Source organism: Gilliamella sp. BG7 (assembly GCF_046635565.1).
In the GTDB taxonomy this organism is placed as follows: domain Bacteria; phylum Pseudomonadota; class Gammaproteobacteria; order Enterobacterales; family Orbaceae; genus Gilliamella; species Gilliamella apicola_P.
Genome location: NZ_JBIDFB010000009.1, coordinates 41,721 through 56,787, shown reverse-complemented (window position 1 = coordinate 56,787; position 15,067 = coordinate 41,721). Strand labels below are relative to the sequence as shown.

Below are 15,067 nucleotides of genomic sequence, written 5' to 3'. Positions count from 1 at the left end.
GACTATTCTTCTTCAATTTTAAAATTTGATATTTCCTCAATGCGTTTTTTACATTTCCCCAAAATATCTTTCAACGTAGCTTTATGTTTAACTGGCGCTTGAGCTGGTATTGATACTGGCATAACCAATTGACTAAGTTTAGTTAACTCAATATCTACAGGTAAATTTGCAATCTTCGACCTTAATACATTAACTGTTTGAGGATAAGGATGACCAATAGCAATAGCAACGCCATTTTTGCGTGCTAATCTTACAGCCAAATCAAATTGCTGGCTAATAGCACTTTCTTTTTGCTGATCATCCAGAAAAACATCACGCGTTAACACTGGAATATTATAATCGCCCGCAGCTATTTTTACTTGCGTTTTACCAATTGTTTTACTATCCAAAAAAAACATCGAATAATGACTTAATGCTTTCATAACATTTGTCATTCCGGTAAGATTTGATGTCATTAAACTTCCCATATGATTATTAACACCAACAGCATAAGGCACTTTTGCAACCGCACTTGTGACAATTCGATTTACTTCAGCTTCATTCATAGAAGGAAATAAAGTATCTTTTTCCAAAGGTTGTTTACCTAATGGAGCCATAGGTAAGTGAATGATCACATCATTACCGCTATCATGAGCAATAGTTGCAATACGTTTAGCATTAGGAGAATTGGGTAGAACTGCAATAGTAATATTAGGCGAAAATAAGATTATTTGCTCTTCATTATGCTGTCGATAGCCAAAATCATCAATAACTATTGCAAGTTTTGCTGCCCAGGCATGTTGGATATTTAGCGTCAAAAATATGATAAAAAATAAATTGATAAAATAACGCATTATTTTATCCATCCTCTTGGATCAAGCGCCTTACCATCACGACGAATCTCAAAATATAAAGCAGGTGTATTTTGTCCACCACTTGAACCAACCAACGCAATGGGTTGACCAATATGGATCTTATCGCCCACCTCAACCAACATACGCTGATTGTAGCCATATAAACTCATATCTCCCTTACCATGCTCAAGAGCTACAACAAAACCATAGCCTTGTAACCAACTTGCCAATATAACTCGACCATCAGCAATAGCTCTAACTTGAGTACCATCTTTAGCATTAATCACCATTCCTTTCCAATGAAGTTCACCTTGAAGTGATTCACCAAATCGATACGCAACACTACCTTCAACAGGCCAATTAAACTGATGTTGAGGTTTACCAATCCCACTTACACGAGCCATAAGCGCCTTTTCATCCGAATTTAGGGTATAACTTGTATTCTTTTGCTTTTCTTCAATATTTTTTGCTTGTCTTACTTCTTCTTCTGCAATGCGCCGGCTTTCCTTTTCTGCTTGGGCAATTTTAGCTTGTAATTTGGCCTCATTGTTACGCAAATCGGTCAATTTTTGTTGATTAACTTGCATTGATGATTCAAGAGAAATTATTGTTTTTTGACGATTTTGACGTTTTTTTTCAAGCCCAACTTGTTGTTCTTTCAGTTTACTTTTTAATATTTTTTGCGAAGTTAGCTTTTTTTGTAACTCAGCTCTCTTTTCGCTCAATTGAATTTGTGTATCTTCAAGATTCTGAATTTCCTGTTGACGAGCTTGATTAATATAACTGTAATAAGTAATTATTCGATCATTACGTCTACTTTTCTCGCCCAAAAACATCAGCTCCCACCCTGTTATGTTGCCTAGCTTAAATGCACTTTCAAGTTGTTTTGCCAATACAGCTCGTTGCTGTTTTAGTTTTGTAGTTAATATATTAATTTGTTTAACTAAATTATTAATTTCTTGATCGAGTTTTCTGAGCGACAAATTATTTTTTTCAATTGATGTCAAAATCTTAGCTATTTCAGTTTCTTGCTGTTTAAGGTCATTAACTAGCTTTATACGCTCTTTTTTTTGCTGCGTTAAACGCTTTTCTTGTTCTTCTATAGAGCGACGTAAAGATTGAAGTTGCTGACTGTCATCAGCATACAAAAAACTGATTTTCATTAATCCAATAAAAACAATAATAACAATTTTTTGACAAATAGACATGGCGTTGTATTTATAATTTATAACCAAGTAATAATCATAATGTCACTATACCGACAAAGATAAATAAGTAAAGATGCAAGATGAAAACTATATTAAGTGCGTATAATTTTATTTTTGACATTGCTAATTTTTGTTTTTTTGTTACCAACACATTTAGACATCAATACTAGTAATATTCGTATATTATGAAAGAATAATATATTTTCTTTAAAAGAATTTATTACAACATTGATTTTATTTTTAATTGAAATTAGATACCTGATATGTGGTTTATGTCTTAATAAAGTTAAACCACATAAAGCAATTTCGAGTAAAAATTCTTATAAATTTTTAAAGAGTTATTTCAATTATGACATGTAAACAATCCAACGTTTTCCTACAACTTAACCTATTAATTAGAAGTTATAACGAACGCCTGCTAATAAATCAATTGAACTTAACTTACCGCTAGCTTTAGTTCGATAGTATTCATTATGCTCTTTAATCGTTACTTTACCTGCATCTACATAACGGGCAGTGAAATCTAAATCAATATTATTATTTAATTTATAACCTACACCAGCAGCAACATTCCATGCAAACTTTGTTTTCGTCTTTGATAATGAACGTTCATAATCAACACCATCAACAGAAACATTATATTTTTCTTTATAATTATTTTCTAATTTAGTGAATGCAACGCCTACTCCAGCGCCAATAAATGGGGTAATTGGCAAGTCATCAATATTTATATCATAATAACCATTTAACATTAGTGTATTCATGCGCACTTTGACTTTTTGAGTAGTACGAAGATGATATTCCTCATAAATATCATACCTATTTTCATTTTTATCTGCATTACCACGTAGTGTGAAAGATAATTCCGCTCGCACTGGAACATCATCATAATCAGAAAAGAAGTTGTAACCTAAATTTAAAGAGCCTGCTAATTTAGTTTTATGCATGGAATCTAAGATATTATCATTCAAAATATACCCATCATAATTCAAGGTATTTTTGAAACTATTCGTTTTTAACACTGATACCCCTAATTGTCCACCTATATAAAATCCATTTGTTTCAGCATGAGAAAAAGTTGAGAAACTCGCAAAAGTAGTTAATGTAATTAATAGTTTTTTCATTTATTTTTCATCACCTTTATAATCATTATTTATTTAATAAACAATGATTATAAAGTAGACACGTTTGAAAATCCACATTAAATATTAAAGATACTCCCAAAGTTAATACAGCAAAAAGTAAGAGAGAATTTAAATATGAAAAAATAACTAAATACCAAATCGTATTGATATTAAAAAGCCAATTAAAAAATGATCTTCTTATAGTTTAGTGGAAACTTTTGTAAGTTTAATTCAGCTTGGATTTTGTTGTATCACTTTTAGCTGTTAATTTAATATTAAGAATAATTTATCAACTTTACTTATTAAGCCAGTTTAAGTATATAATAGTCAGCATTGCCGATAAAATAGTCAAATCGAGGTTGTAATGATCACCCATATTAGCCCATTAGGATCAATGGATCTACTTGCTCAGGCAGAAGTCGATATTCTGAAAAAATCTGCCAATAGCGAACTTTATAAATTATATAGAAATTGTTCGTTAGCAACACTAAATGCAGGTAGTAAAACCGATAATACAAAAGATCTGTTAGATAGATTCCAGTCTTTCGAAATTAATGTGATTAGTAAAGAGCGAGGCGTTAAGTTAGAGTTGGTTAATGCTCCAGAAAGCGCTTTTGTTGATGGTCGGATTATTCGTTCAATTCAAGCTAATTTGTTTGCAGTATTACGCGATATTCTTTTTTTGAATAGTCAAATCAGTGCAGTTAAAGAGCTTATTTCCGATTTCAAATTTGAAAGGGATCATTCGTTTTATATTACAAACCTTGTTTTTTCTATTTTACGCAATGCCAATGCGCTCCATGTGGGTGAAGAGCCAAATTTGGTTGTCTGCTGGGGTGGACATTCGATTAACGAAAATGAATACTATTATGCTCGTCAAGTAGGCATGCAACTTGGTTTGCGTGAACTTAACATTTGTACTGGTTGTGGTCCAGGTGTTATGGAAGCACCAATGAAAGGAGCTGCCGTTGGTCATGCGCAACAGCGTTATAAAGAAAGCCGTTTTATTGGTATGACCGAACCGTCAATTATTGCAGCAGAACCGCCTAATGCATTAGTCAATGAATTGATTATTATGCCCGATATCGAAAAACGCCTTGAAGCGTTTGTACGAATGGCTCATGGTATTATTATCTTCCCTGGTGGACCGGGAACCGCTGAGGAGTTGCTTTATATTCTGGGTATTTTATTAAACCCTGCAAATAAACACCAAACTCTACCTCTTATTTTAACTGGGCCTAAAGAATGCGAAGATTATTTTGCTTCAATAGATAATTTTATTCGTAGTACATTAGGCGATAAGGCAACTAAACTTTATCAAATTATTATCGATTCACCTGAACAAGTAGCTCGTATTATGAAAGAGGGTGTTAATCATGTTAAAGCTTCACGCTTAAAAACAGGTGATGCTTATGGGTTTAATTGGCTATTAAAAATCGATGAATCATTACAACATACTTTCGAACCTACTCACGCTAATATGGCATCATTAAATCTTCATCGTGAGCAGCCTGTCGAGCTGTTAGCCGCTGATTTGCGCCGTGCGTTTTCTGGTATTGTTGCAGGAAATGTTAAAGAATTTGGTATGAAGCAAATTGCCGAAAATGGTCGATACAAATTACAAGGTGATATTGAAATTATGCAGCAACTTGATAATTTATTGCGTAGTTTTGTTAAACAAAACCGAATGAAATTGCCAGGAGGAAGCGCTTATCAACCTTGTTATGAAATTTGTTATTAAACAATAATATTAACCCATTTAATAAAATTGAATCCAACTTTAATCCGCCGATAATCTTATTGGCGGATTAATTTTAACTATTACTATTTTATATGGTTTTTAAAAATCACCTAAAATATCTAGTGCTTCTGACACTTTTTTAACTGCAAAAATTTGCATATTTTCGGGCTTCTTCTTCGGCATATTGGCAATAGGTACAATTGCTTTTTTAAAACCATGTTTAGCCGCTTCAGAGATACGTTCTTGTCCACTTGGTACTGGTCGAATTTCGCCACCAAGACCAATTTCACCAAAAATAACGATATCTTGTGGCAACGGACGATTGCGAAAACTTGATACAAGTGCTGCAATCAATGCTAAATCCGCACTTGTTTCGGTAACTTTTACACCACCAACAACATTAACAAAAATATCTTGATCGGCCATTTGCAATCCCCCATGCCTATGCAATACTGCAAGCAATAATGCAAGCCGATTTTGATCTAATCCTACAGTCACACGTCTTGGATTACCATACATCGAGTGATCGACTAGCGCTTGGATTTCGACCAGTAATGGGCGAGTACCTTCCCACAATACCATTACCGAACTACCTGGTAGCATTTCATCTCCACGGCTTAAAAAGATTGCTGATGGGTTGCTAACCTCTTTTAAACCTTGTTCGGTCATAGCAAATACACCCAGCTCATTTACTGCTCCAAAACGGTTTTTATGACTACGTAGAGTTCTAAAACGTGAGTCGGCATCGCCATCTAATAAAATTGAGCAGTCAATACAGTGCTCAAGTACTTTTGGACCAGCAAGAGAGCCATCTTTAGTAACATGCCCCACCATGATAATGGCAATGCCTTTTGTTTTAGCAAAACGTGTTAAATAAGCAGCTGTTTCTCGAACCTGAGCGACACTACCAGGCGAAGATTGGATATCAGTAAGGTGCATCACTTGGATAGAGTCAATCACCATTAATTTAGGCTTGGACTGCTCAGCCAATAAACAGATTTGCTCAATACTGGTTTCGGACAACATATTAATATTATCCACAGGTAAACCTAATCGATGGGCACGCATCGCAACTTGTTGGAGGGATTCCTCACCAGTAACATAAAGTGTATTCATTTGTGATGAGAGTTTACTCATGGTTTGCAGTAACAACGTACTTTTACCTGCTCCGGGATTCCCTCCTATGAGAATGGCACTCCCCGGTACGACACCACCACCAAGCACACGATCAAATTCTGAAAAACCAGTTGAAAATCTTGGCAGTGCCTCTAAACTGATCTCGGACAATTTTTGAATTTTAGCTTGCCCAATCCCGCTACCTGCATAACCCGTTAATCTGTCGTTACGTGAAGAGGTACTTGCAAGCCTAACTTCGGTAATGGTGTTCCAAGCATGGCATGAACTACATTGCCCTTGCCAACGTGGGTAATCTGCTCCACAATCATTACAAACATAAGCACGTTTCACTGCTTTTGCCAATTTAATCTCCTAACCTTCACTTAATAAACTAGTGGATAAAATACACCATAAACCTGTTAAATCTGCATAATTAATACTAATTCGTGCTTTTTCGACAACTTTAGGTTTACCATGATAAGCAACACCTAGACCAGCAATACGAATCATCATCAAATCATTGGCTCCATCACCAATTGCGACAGTTTGTTCAATGGGAATTTCCAACGATGCTGCTAGTTGTTGTAATGTCCTTGCTTTATATTTTGCATCAACAATTTGACCAGAAACTTTACCAGTTAATTTTCCATGTTTGATTTCTAATTCATTAGCATAAACGTCAACTAATTTTAACTTTTGCTTTAAATGATCCGCAAAATAGGTAAAACCGCCTGAGGCAATAGCAACATGCCAATTTTTTTTATGCAGTTCTTTTACTATATAAGTAAGCCCAGGAGTAAGTGGTAAATTATCTTTAACTTGATCTAAAATAGCTTGATGCGCCCCTTTTAAGGTTGCCACACGTTTTCGCAAACTTGTGGCAAAATCAAGTTCACCACGCATAGCTTGTTCAGTTACCGCTGCAACTTGCTGCCCTACACCATGCAATTTGGCCAGTTCATCAATACATTCAATGCCAATCGCTGTCGAATCCATGTCCATAACAAGTAACCCCGGGGAGCGTAGCGTGGGTAAATTATCGATTGGGGCAACATCAATACCTAATGCTAATGATATCGATTTAGCTTTTTTAGGTATCACCCCTGCAATACGAACAATCTGATAAGTTTTGATTTTCCATGATGAAACAATCACCATTGGCATAGCAAGTTGATCTTGGAATTTTGATAAGACTGTTTTATTTAACTTTTTACCATAAATAATCCAGCCTGTTTTACCTGCATTATAATCTAAAGGAACCACTTCACAGCCATTTAATGACAGTGGTAAACCTTGCCAATGTTGGATATTTTCAGGTAAATCATTGTAGGTGAGAGTATAAGCCATATCTGAACATCTTTATAAGATAAAACAAGCCCAAAATTTATCACAACTACTAAAGATTGTCCAAATTAGGATTGTGTAATTTTTTTAGTTTTTTATACTTAAACACATAGTTACCTGAAACTTTTTAACAAAAATAAAAGGGAAAATTATACTTTCTTAAATACTGCATAAAAGAAACCATCACCACCATTTTCAGTAGGTAAAAATTGTTTAATTTCACCTTGTAATTTGGCGCTGGTGTTTTCTTGTAAAAAACGCTCAATTTGTAATTTATTTTCGTCTGGTAGAATTGAACAAGTGGCATAAACTAAAGTACCACCAGTTTTTAAATAAGACCAAATATTAGTTAAGATTGCATGTTGTAGCTCAGTTAATTGGGCAATATCACTATCTCGGCGTAACCATTTTATATCTGGATGACGGCGAATAACGCCTGTTGCAGAGCAAGGTGCATCAAGTAAAATACGATCAAATTGTTGCCCTTCACACCATCGTTCTGGGGTTAATCCATCACCAACTTTAACTTCGGCATGTAAGTTTAATCGAGTTAAATTTTCGTGAATGCGCTTCACTCGGCTAGGCTCAATATCCACCGCTAAAACTTGTGCTTTTGGAGCAAATTCTAAAATATGTGTGGTTTTACCACCAGGTGCTGCGCACATATCCAAAATATACTCGCCATTTTGCGGTGCTAACAAATAAGCGGCATATTGAGCAGACAGATCTTGTACCGTGACAGCACCCCCATCAAAACAGGGTAATTTATTTACATTGACAGGTGACAATAATCGCAGAGCACTAGGTAACTCTGGAAAGCTATCAGACTCAATTTGTTGTTCAGCAAGTAATTGTTGGTAATCACTTACTGAATATTGGTTAAGATTAACTCGCAACCACATTGGTGGTTTTTGATTATTAGCATGAACAATAGCTTGCCACTGCTCTGAATAGGCTTGCTTAAGGCGTGTTAACAACCAACTTGGGTGTAATGTTTGCTGGTTTTGTTGCTTGCTGTCTTGCGTAAATTTTTGTTGTAATGATGTTTGTTGGCGCAAAAACTCACGCAATACACCATTTACAACCCCTTTAAGCTGTGTTTTTTTGAGAGTATTGACCGCATTAACTGTCTCACCGACTGCCGCATGTGCTGGGATACGGGTATAAAGAATCTGGTAAATACCCACTAACAATAGGTCATGTAAAATTCTATTTTTACCCGTTAACACTTTACTCATCAAAGTATGAATATAAAAATTGAGTTCAGGTAATACTCGCATCACACCAAAACAGATTTCTTGTACTAACGCCTTATCTTTATCGGCTATTTTGTGGTTTAAAGTTGTCAATGTAGCGCTTAATGACTGTCCTTCTTCTAGCACATTAAAAATAGCTTGCGCACAAATAGCTCTAATATTTTGGGATGATTTTTTATTCATAATGAATAACGACCTTAATTCATTTAATTGGATTAACTTATAAAATTAACGAGCCAACCCAACCAGCAATAAATAATGGAATATTAAAATGGGTAAATGTTGGGATAACGCTATCGCGAATATGGTCATGTTGTCCATCATGATTTAGCCCTGCTGAGGTCGCTAAAATAGTATCTGATGGCGGCGATCCCGCATCACCAATCGCACCTGATGCACCAATTAAGCATACGGTGGCAATTGGTGAAAAACCGAGTTGTACACAAAGTGGGACATATACTGCAGCAATGATAGGGACTGTCGAAAATGAAGATCCAATACCTAATGTAATAACCAGCCCAATTAGCATCATCACAAAAGCTGCAATCACTTTATTACCAGCAAATAATGCTGCACTGTTGATAACCAAAGGTTCTATTTCATGAGTCTGTTTTAACACTTCGGCAAAACCTTGTGCTGAAATCATTACAAACCCGATCATAGCCATCATTTTGATGCCGTCCGTAAAAACGCCATCAGCTTCGCCCCATTTAATCGAACCCGACACAATAAAGCAAATAAAACCAATTAAGGCACCTAAAATCATTGAACCAGTATAAAGTTGAACAGTAAAAGATAGAACAATCGCCAATAATGAAACAATAAGAGAACGCTTATTCACATCTTTTAAAGCATCTTGATTTGCCTCTCCACGAATAATTTTATATTCTCTAGGCTTACGATAACTAACAAAAATAGCCCATAATAGACCAGCAAACATGCCTAATGCAGGAATTGCCATTGCATGCATTACATTTACATGGCTAACATCCATTCCTGATGCGGTAATATTTTTTAATAAAATTTGATTTAAAAAGATATTCCCAAATCCTACTGGTAAAAACATATAAGGCGTAATTAATCCAAATGTCATAATACAAGCAATCATTCTTCTATCAAGCTGTAAACGGGACATTACGTATAAAAGCGGTGGAATTAAAAGCGGAATAAAAGCAATATGAATAGGAATAACATTTTGCGATGAAATACTTACTAACCCAATAATAACAATCAAAATCCACTTGATACGTTTTTTTGCATCGCTTGATGTAAGTTGCTTAATAGCTTTATCAGCCAATAATTCGGGTAAGCCAGATTTCGATATTGCCACAGCAAACGCACCTAACATAGCATAAGAAAGCGCAATATTAGCTCCATTGCTGATCCCAGTATTAAATGCATCAATGGTTTCTTTTAACGATAAATGACTAAATAGCCCACCAACAAATGCGCCAATTATTAAGCTAATAACGACATGAACACGGCAAAGAGATAAAATTAACATACAAATTACCGCAACTACAACCGCATTTATTGAAGAAAACAAATCAAGCACTGTATTCATAAAAATAGATTCTTAGTTAAGACGAAAACTTATTATTCTAGGTGATAGATGTTGAAAGTGCAATCGATAGTGTATACTCACTCTTTCATCTATATATAAATATATATAAAATTAAAAATATTCTAATAAAGAATTCTAAAAATACCCCCTTACTAATCAGTAGGGCTATTATGGAGAGTTGCTAATGAGAAATAACATCGACGGACATTTTCTATTGATTGGTTTAATGGCTTACCCTATTCGCCATAGCTTATCCCCTCAAATGCAAAATACCATTTATTCTAAACTAAAGGTGCCTTATGTTTATTTAGCATTTGAAGTTGACCAAAAAAAACTCCCTGACGCAATTAAAGGAATTCGAGCATTAGGATTACGTGGCAGTGCCGTGTCTATGCCCAACAAGCAACTAGTCTGCCAATACCTTGATAAGTTAACACCTGCTGTGGAAATGAGTGGTGCGTGTAATACTATTTCAAACGATAATGGTGTTTTAACAGGCTATAACACAGATGGAATGGGCTACATGCGTATGCTAAAAGAAGCCAACATTAATGTGATAGGCAAAAAAATAACCATTCTAGGCGCTGGAGGGGCTGCAACGGCCATTGTTGTACAAGCTGCTCTTGATGGCGTAAAAGAGATCACTGTCTTTAATCAAAAGGATGAGTGCTATACAAAAATAGAAGCTATTGCGAAAAAATTAAATCAAAATACTCAATGTTATGTACGCGTTATCGATCTGGCCGATAAAGATCAACTACGCAAAGAAATTTCAGATAGTGTCGTACTTTGCAATGCAACAGGTGTCGGAATGAAACCGTTAGAAGGAAAAAGCTTAATTACAGATCCAACAATGTTAACCCCCGATCTTGTTGTTACAGATTGTATTTATAGTCCGCGTAAAACAAAACTACTTGAAATAGCTGAGCAACAAGGTTGTAAAATATTAAATGGTATTGGCATGATGTTATGGCAAGGTGCAGCTCAAATAAAAATTTGGACAGGCGAAGATGCCCCTATTGAATATGTGAAAGAGCAAATGGGTTTTAATGATTAATAAATAATTTCTTATGCTAATGACTGCATGCTACTGTTTTATTTAATACAAAATTAAAACCAGATAAAATTATGGTCTATTAACGGAATTTTTAGCTAACAGGATACAAAATGAAAACACTTACCATCAAAAATCTTGAAATCGGTTCAGGTGCACCCAAAATTATTGTGCCAATTATCGGTAAAACCGAAGCAGAATTAATTGATGAAGTACAGTTTTTACAATCAATTGATTTTGACGTTTTAGAGTGGCGTGTAGATCACTTTATCCACGTTGATAATCTTAATACTGTAAAGTTAGTCGCTAAAAAAATAGCAGATTTACTACCAAATAAACCTATTTTATTCACTTTTAGAACCGCAAACGAAGGTGGAGCTAAGCCATGGCCATTAACATCTTATATCCAATTGAATAAAGAAATGGCTTGTAGCGGGCTTATCGATCTAATTGATGTTGAGATGTTTATTGGTGATGACTATGTAAAAAATATTATCAATGTCGCACACAAACATCAGGTATTTGTTGTGGTATCAAATCATGATTTTGAAAAAACGCCATCTAAGAGCGATATTGTCTATCGAATAAAAAAAATGCAAGAACTTGGCGCAGATATTCCCAAAATTGCTGTTATGCCCAACACCGAGGATGATGTATTAACTTTGTTAGCTGCTACCACAGAAATGAAAAAAAAACACTCAACAACGCCGATTATTACTATGTCAATGGCTGGGCTTGGAGCTGTTAGCCGTATTGCTGGCTCGACATTTGGTTCAGCGATGACCTTTGGAGCGGCTAAAAATGCATCGGCACCAGGTCAATTAGATGTCAAACAATTACGATATATCCTAGACGCATTATATCGAAGTCACAGTTAATACTTCAGAAATCATTGTATTAATCTATTGACTGCACAAGACAAAAAACAAAGAAATCTATGGAGTTGATATCAATAAATCTTTATATTAGACTTGCGTATCATTATATAAGTTGTTTTCATCTACCACTTGCATAGTGCTAAATATTGTGCAAATTTACTAATAGTTAAGCGGTAACAAGTATATACTTCTTATGTGCTTTTTTAGACTAAAAATAGTATCTTTTTTAATCGAAAATCCATTTTTTCGGTTTGGTTAAAAGGTGAAAAATATAATTTATTTAATTGGATGTGGATAATTAATAAAAATGTATGAGGTTTATTTTTTATGTTTTCTTGGTGGACTAAAGTTTATTTTTTTCTGATCCAGATTTTGGTGAAACTTTTTGTTAAAAGTAAACCAATTCCTACCGATCCAATAACAGAATTAAACCTAGATACCAACAAACCAGTTCTATACGTATTACCTTACAACTCTCAAATCGATTTGATGGTGATTCGTTCCCTGTGTTTGCAATATAATTTACCTGATCCATTAGTTGGCATAGATATTAATGGTAAGGTTATTCCCGCTTATATCTATATCGATAAAAAACCTGGTATTTTTGCATCTAACCAGCAAAAAAATAAAACAATTGAAATATTGAGAGATTATATTTCTGCACATCAACAAAATCATGCTCTTGATATCCAGATGTTACCTACTTCGGTCATGTTTGGACGACGCCCCGATAAAGAAGGGGAAAAAAAACTTTCACTACAAGTACTCGGTGCGCCCAGTAAATTATTAAAAATAATAACATCAGGCCGAGACTGTTATACACGCTTTTCTCGTACTGTTTCGTTTAAAGATATTCATGCCGATAAACAAGATCTTTCAGTGTTGGCACATAAATTATCTCGCGTAGCACGTATTCATTTTTCAAAACAAAGAATAGCATCTGTAGGTCCAAAGCTACCCGTTCGCCAAGAAATGCTTAATAAATTATTAAATAATCCTGGACTGTCAGAAGCAATACAAGAAGAGGCTAAAAGCAAAAATATTAATATTGATAAAGCGAAAAAAAATGCTTTAGTAATGCTAAACGAAATTGCCGCTAATTTTTCTTATTGTATGTTAAGAATAACTGATTTTGTGCTCACTTGGGCATGGAATAGGCTTTATCAAGGTCTTAAAGTAACAAACGCAGATCCAGTTCGTGAGCTTGCGCAAAACGGACATGAAATTGTTTATGCTCCTTGTCATCGTAGCCATATGGATTACTTATTATTATCTTATGTGCTTTATCAGCAAGGATTAGTTCCCCCCCATATTGCTGCTGGTATTAACTTGAACTTTTGGCCAGCAGGTCCTATTTTTAGACGACTTGGCGCATTTTTTATTCGCCGTTCATTTAGAGCAAATAAGCTATATACTGCCGTTTTTCGTGAATATTTAGCAGAACTATTTATCCGTGGTTATGCTGTTGAGTATTTTATTGAAGGAGGTCGCTCACGTACAGGTCGGTTGCTCGATCCTAAGACAGGCATGTTAATGATGACTATCCAGACTCTGTTACGAGGAGATGCTAGACCAATTACCATTGTTCCTACTTATATAGGCTATGAACATGTTTTAGAAGTCGCAACTTATGCCAATGAACTACGCGGTGCAAAAAAAGAAAAAGAAAGTTTATGGCAAACAATTAAAGCATTTTTCAAGTTAAAAAAATTAGGATTTGGCTATGTTAATTTTGGCCAACCTATACCTTTGAATCAGTTTTTAAATCAACAAGTTCCTGATTGGCGAAACGAAATTGAACCAACTGGTACACAGCGCCCTAGTTGGTTAACACCAACAACCAACTTACTCGCAAAAAAAATAATGGAACGCATCAATTGTTCTGCTGCAATTAATGCTATAAATTTATGTAGTTCAATACTATTGGCCGCAGATCAACGAGCACTAACCAAAGTTAAACTAATAGATTTTATTGATAACCTATTAAAATTTTTAAAAAACATTCCTTATTCAGATTTGATCACAGTTCCAGATCTAACAGCGCAAGAATTATTTGAACATGCAAAAGAAATGGGAAAATTTGTTATCACAACCGATGCTGCAGGCGAAATTGTTGGTCTGACAGACGAACAAGCGGTTTTAATGACTTATTATCGTAACAACATTCAACATTTGCTGATTATTCCTGCTATCGTAGCCAGAATTTTACTCAAACAGAACCAAATTTCATCTGGCGAAATTTTAGATCAAGTAAAACTACTTTTTCCTTTAATCAAATCAGAACTATTTCTTTATCATAATGAAGAGCAACTCACTGAATATGTGAATAAAATTATTAAAACATACGCCGAATTAAGCCTAATCAACTATTCATCCGACAAATTAACAGTCAACAGTTTAAAAATATCAGGATTACAATTATTGGCTTCATCATCCAGAGACACGCTACAACGTTATGCTATTGCGTTTTCATTATTACAAAAAGATCCAACTGTTAGCCGTGCGACACTTGAAAAAGAGGCTCAACTTATTGCTGAGCGATTGTCTGTCTTACATGGCATTAATGCTCCTGAATTCTTTGATAAAGGAGTATTTTCAATATTAGTTGCATCACTGCGAGAACAAGGTTATTTAGATGACTTAAATAGCACTAATCTAGTAAAAATTGAAAAAATGAATGCAATACTCAAACCACTTATAACTACAAGAGTAATGCAAACTATTGACGAAATTAATCCTTTAGTTAAACAATAAAATAACAAGGATATTTAGTCCCTTTTGTCCATTTATCCAAATGGACAACCTTACATTTATAAATGAGCTCAAAAGTAAGGATAAAAAATAAATTCATATAAAAATAATTATTTTGTATAAATTTTGATACACATCAAATTTTTGTCATTCTTCCTCGTTTTTTCCTTTATTTTCATTTAATTAAAGATTATCATT

The 15,067-nt window shown here is 34.7% G+C and carries 11 protein-coding genes; 4 read left to right on the top strand and 7 right to left on the bottom strand.

Annotation, left to right across the window (positions count from 1 at the left end):
- Positions 1-2: 2 nt before the first annotated feature.
- From ACGH49_RS07270 to ACGH49_RS07260, 3 genes are all read right to left on the bottom strand, one after another.
- The gene (locus ACGH49_RS07270) at positions 3-833 is read right to left on the bottom strand and encodes a divergent polysaccharide deacetylase family protein (RefSeq protein WP_411588834.1); all 831 of its coding nucleotides are present in this window, start codon (positions 831-833) and stop codon (positions 3-5) included.
- Positions 833-1,996, bottom strand: coding sequence for a murein hydrolase activator EnvC (envC, locus tag ACGH49_RS07265; RefSeq protein ID WP_411588832.1), 1,164 nt, complete (start codon positions 1,994-1,996; stop codon positions 833-835). Before envC ends, ACGH49_RS07270 begins: the two co-directional genes overlap by 1 nt.
- A gap of 440 nt (positions 1,997-2,436) precedes the next feature.
- Positions 2,437-3,165, bottom strand: a complete 729-nt coding sequence (locus ACGH49_RS07260) for an outer membrane protein (RefSeq protein WP_065606186.1) — start codon at positions 3,163-3,165, stop codon at positions 2,437-2,439.
- 364 nt (positions 3,166-3,529) lie between these two features.
- On the opposite strand from ACGH49_RS07260, the gene ppnN reads away from it, so the two are divergent.
- The gene (gene ppnN, locus ACGH49_RS07255) at positions 3,530-4,906 is read left to right on the top strand and encodes a nucleotide 5'-monophosphate nucleosidase PpnN (protein WP_411588830.1); all 1,377 of its coding nucleotides are present in this window, start codon (positions 3,530-3,532) and stop codon (positions 4,904-4,906) included.
- A 99-nt stretch (positions 4,907-5,005) separates the two neighbouring features.
- Here ppnN and radA read toward each other — a convergent pair whose 3' ends face one another.
- The 4 genes from radA to ACGH49_RS07235 all read right to left on the bottom strand — a co-directional run bounded on the left by radA (position 5,006) and on the right by ACGH49_RS07235 (position 10,186).
- Positions 5,006-6,385, bottom strand: coding sequence for a DNA repair protein RadA (radA, locus tag ACGH49_RS07250; RefSeq protein WP_296300414.1), 1,380 nt, complete (start codon positions 6,383-6,385; stop codon positions 5,006-5,008).
- A 9-nt stretch (positions 6,386-6,394) separates the two neighbouring features.
- Positions 6,395-7,369 carry a phosphoserine phosphatase gene (gene serB / locus ACGH49_RS07245; RefSeq protein WP_034913517.1) on the bottom strand — a complete coding sequence of 325 codons (975 nt, stop codon included), beginning with the start codon at positions 7,367-7,369 and terminating at the stop codon, positions 6,395-6,397.
- 146 nt (positions 7,370-7,515) lie between these two features.
- The gene (rsmB, locus tag ACGH49_RS07240; RefSeq protein ID WP_411588827.1) at positions 7,516-8,805 is read right to left on the bottom strand and encodes a 16S rRNA (cytosine(967)-C(5))-methyltransferase RsmB; all 1,290 of its coding nucleotides are present in this window, start codon (positions 8,803-8,805) and stop codon (positions 7,516-7,518) included.
- 37 nt (positions 8,806-8,842) lie between these two features.
- Positions 8,843-10,186 (bottom strand): Na+/H+ antiporter family protein, encoded by a 1,344-nt coding sequence (locus ACGH49_RS07235; RefSeq protein WP_065560866.1) that lies wholly within the window; start codon positions 10,184-10,186, stop codon positions 8,843-8,845.
- Positions 10,187-10,370: 184 nt separating this feature from the next.
- On the opposite strand from ACGH49_RS07235, the gene ACGH49_RS07230 reads away from it, so the two are divergent.
- The 3 genes from ACGH49_RS07230 (at position 10,371) to plsB (ending at position 14,872) form a co-directional block, all read left to right on the top strand.
- Positions 10,371-11,243, top strand: a complete 873-nt coding sequence (locus tag ACGH49_RS07230) for a shikimate dehydrogenase (protein WP_065560865.1) — start codon at positions 10,371-10,373, stop codon at positions 11,241-11,243.
- 110 nt (positions 11,244-11,353) lie between these two features.
- Positions 11,354-12,118, top strand: coding sequence for a type I 3-dehydroquinate dehydratase (gene aroD, locus ACGH49_RS07225; RefSeq protein ID WP_411588825.1), 765 nt, complete (start codon positions 11,354-11,356; stop codon positions 12,116-12,118).
- A 327-nt stretch (positions 12,119-12,445) separates the two neighbouring features.
- On the top strand, positions 12,446-14,872 hold the full coding sequence (gene plsB / locus ACGH49_RS07220; protein ID WP_411588824.1) for a glycerol-3-phosphate 1-O-acyltransferase PlsB: 2,427 nt from the start codon (positions 12,446-12,448) through the stop codon (positions 14,870-14,872).
- Positions 14,873-15,067 lie beyond the last annotated feature (195 nt).

Coding starts and splice junctions, on each gene's coding strand:
- ACGH49_RS07270 (WP_411588834.1), bottom strand. CDS start 833: ATGCGTTATTTTATCAATTTATTTTTTATCATATTTTTGACGCTAAAT.
- envC (WP_411588832.1), bottom strand. CDS start 1,996: ATGAAAATCAGTTTTTTGTATGCTGATGACAGTCAGCAACTTCAATCT.
- ACGH49_RS07260 (WP_065606186.1), bottom strand. CDS start 3,165: ATGAAAAAACTATTAATTACATTAACTACTTTTGCGAGTTTCTCAACT.
- ppnN (WP_411588830.1), top strand. CDS start 3,530: ATGATCACCCATATTAGCCCATTAGGATCAATGGATCTACTTGCTCAG.
- serB (WP_034913517.1), bottom strand. CDS start 7,369: ATGGCTTATACTCTCACCTACAATGATTTACCTGAAAATATCCAACAT.
- rsmB (WP_411588827.1), bottom strand. CDS start 8,805: ATGAATAAAAAATCATCCCAAAATATTAGAGCTATTTGTGCGCAAGCT.
- ACGH49_RS07235 (WP_065560866.1), bottom strand. CDS start 10,186: ATGAATACAGTGCTTGATTTGTTTTCTTCAATAAATGCGGTTGTAGTT.
- ACGH49_RS07230 (WP_065560865.1), top strand. CDS start 10,371: ATGAGAAATAACATCGACGGACATTTTCTATTGATTGGTTTAATGGCT.
- aroD (WP_411588825.1), top strand. CDS start 11,354: ATGAAAACACTTACCATCAAAAATCTTGAAATCGGTTCAGGTGCACCC.
- plsB (WP_411588824.1), top strand. CDS start 12,446: ATGTTTTCTTGGTGGACTAAAGTTTATTTTTTTCTGATCCAGATTTTG.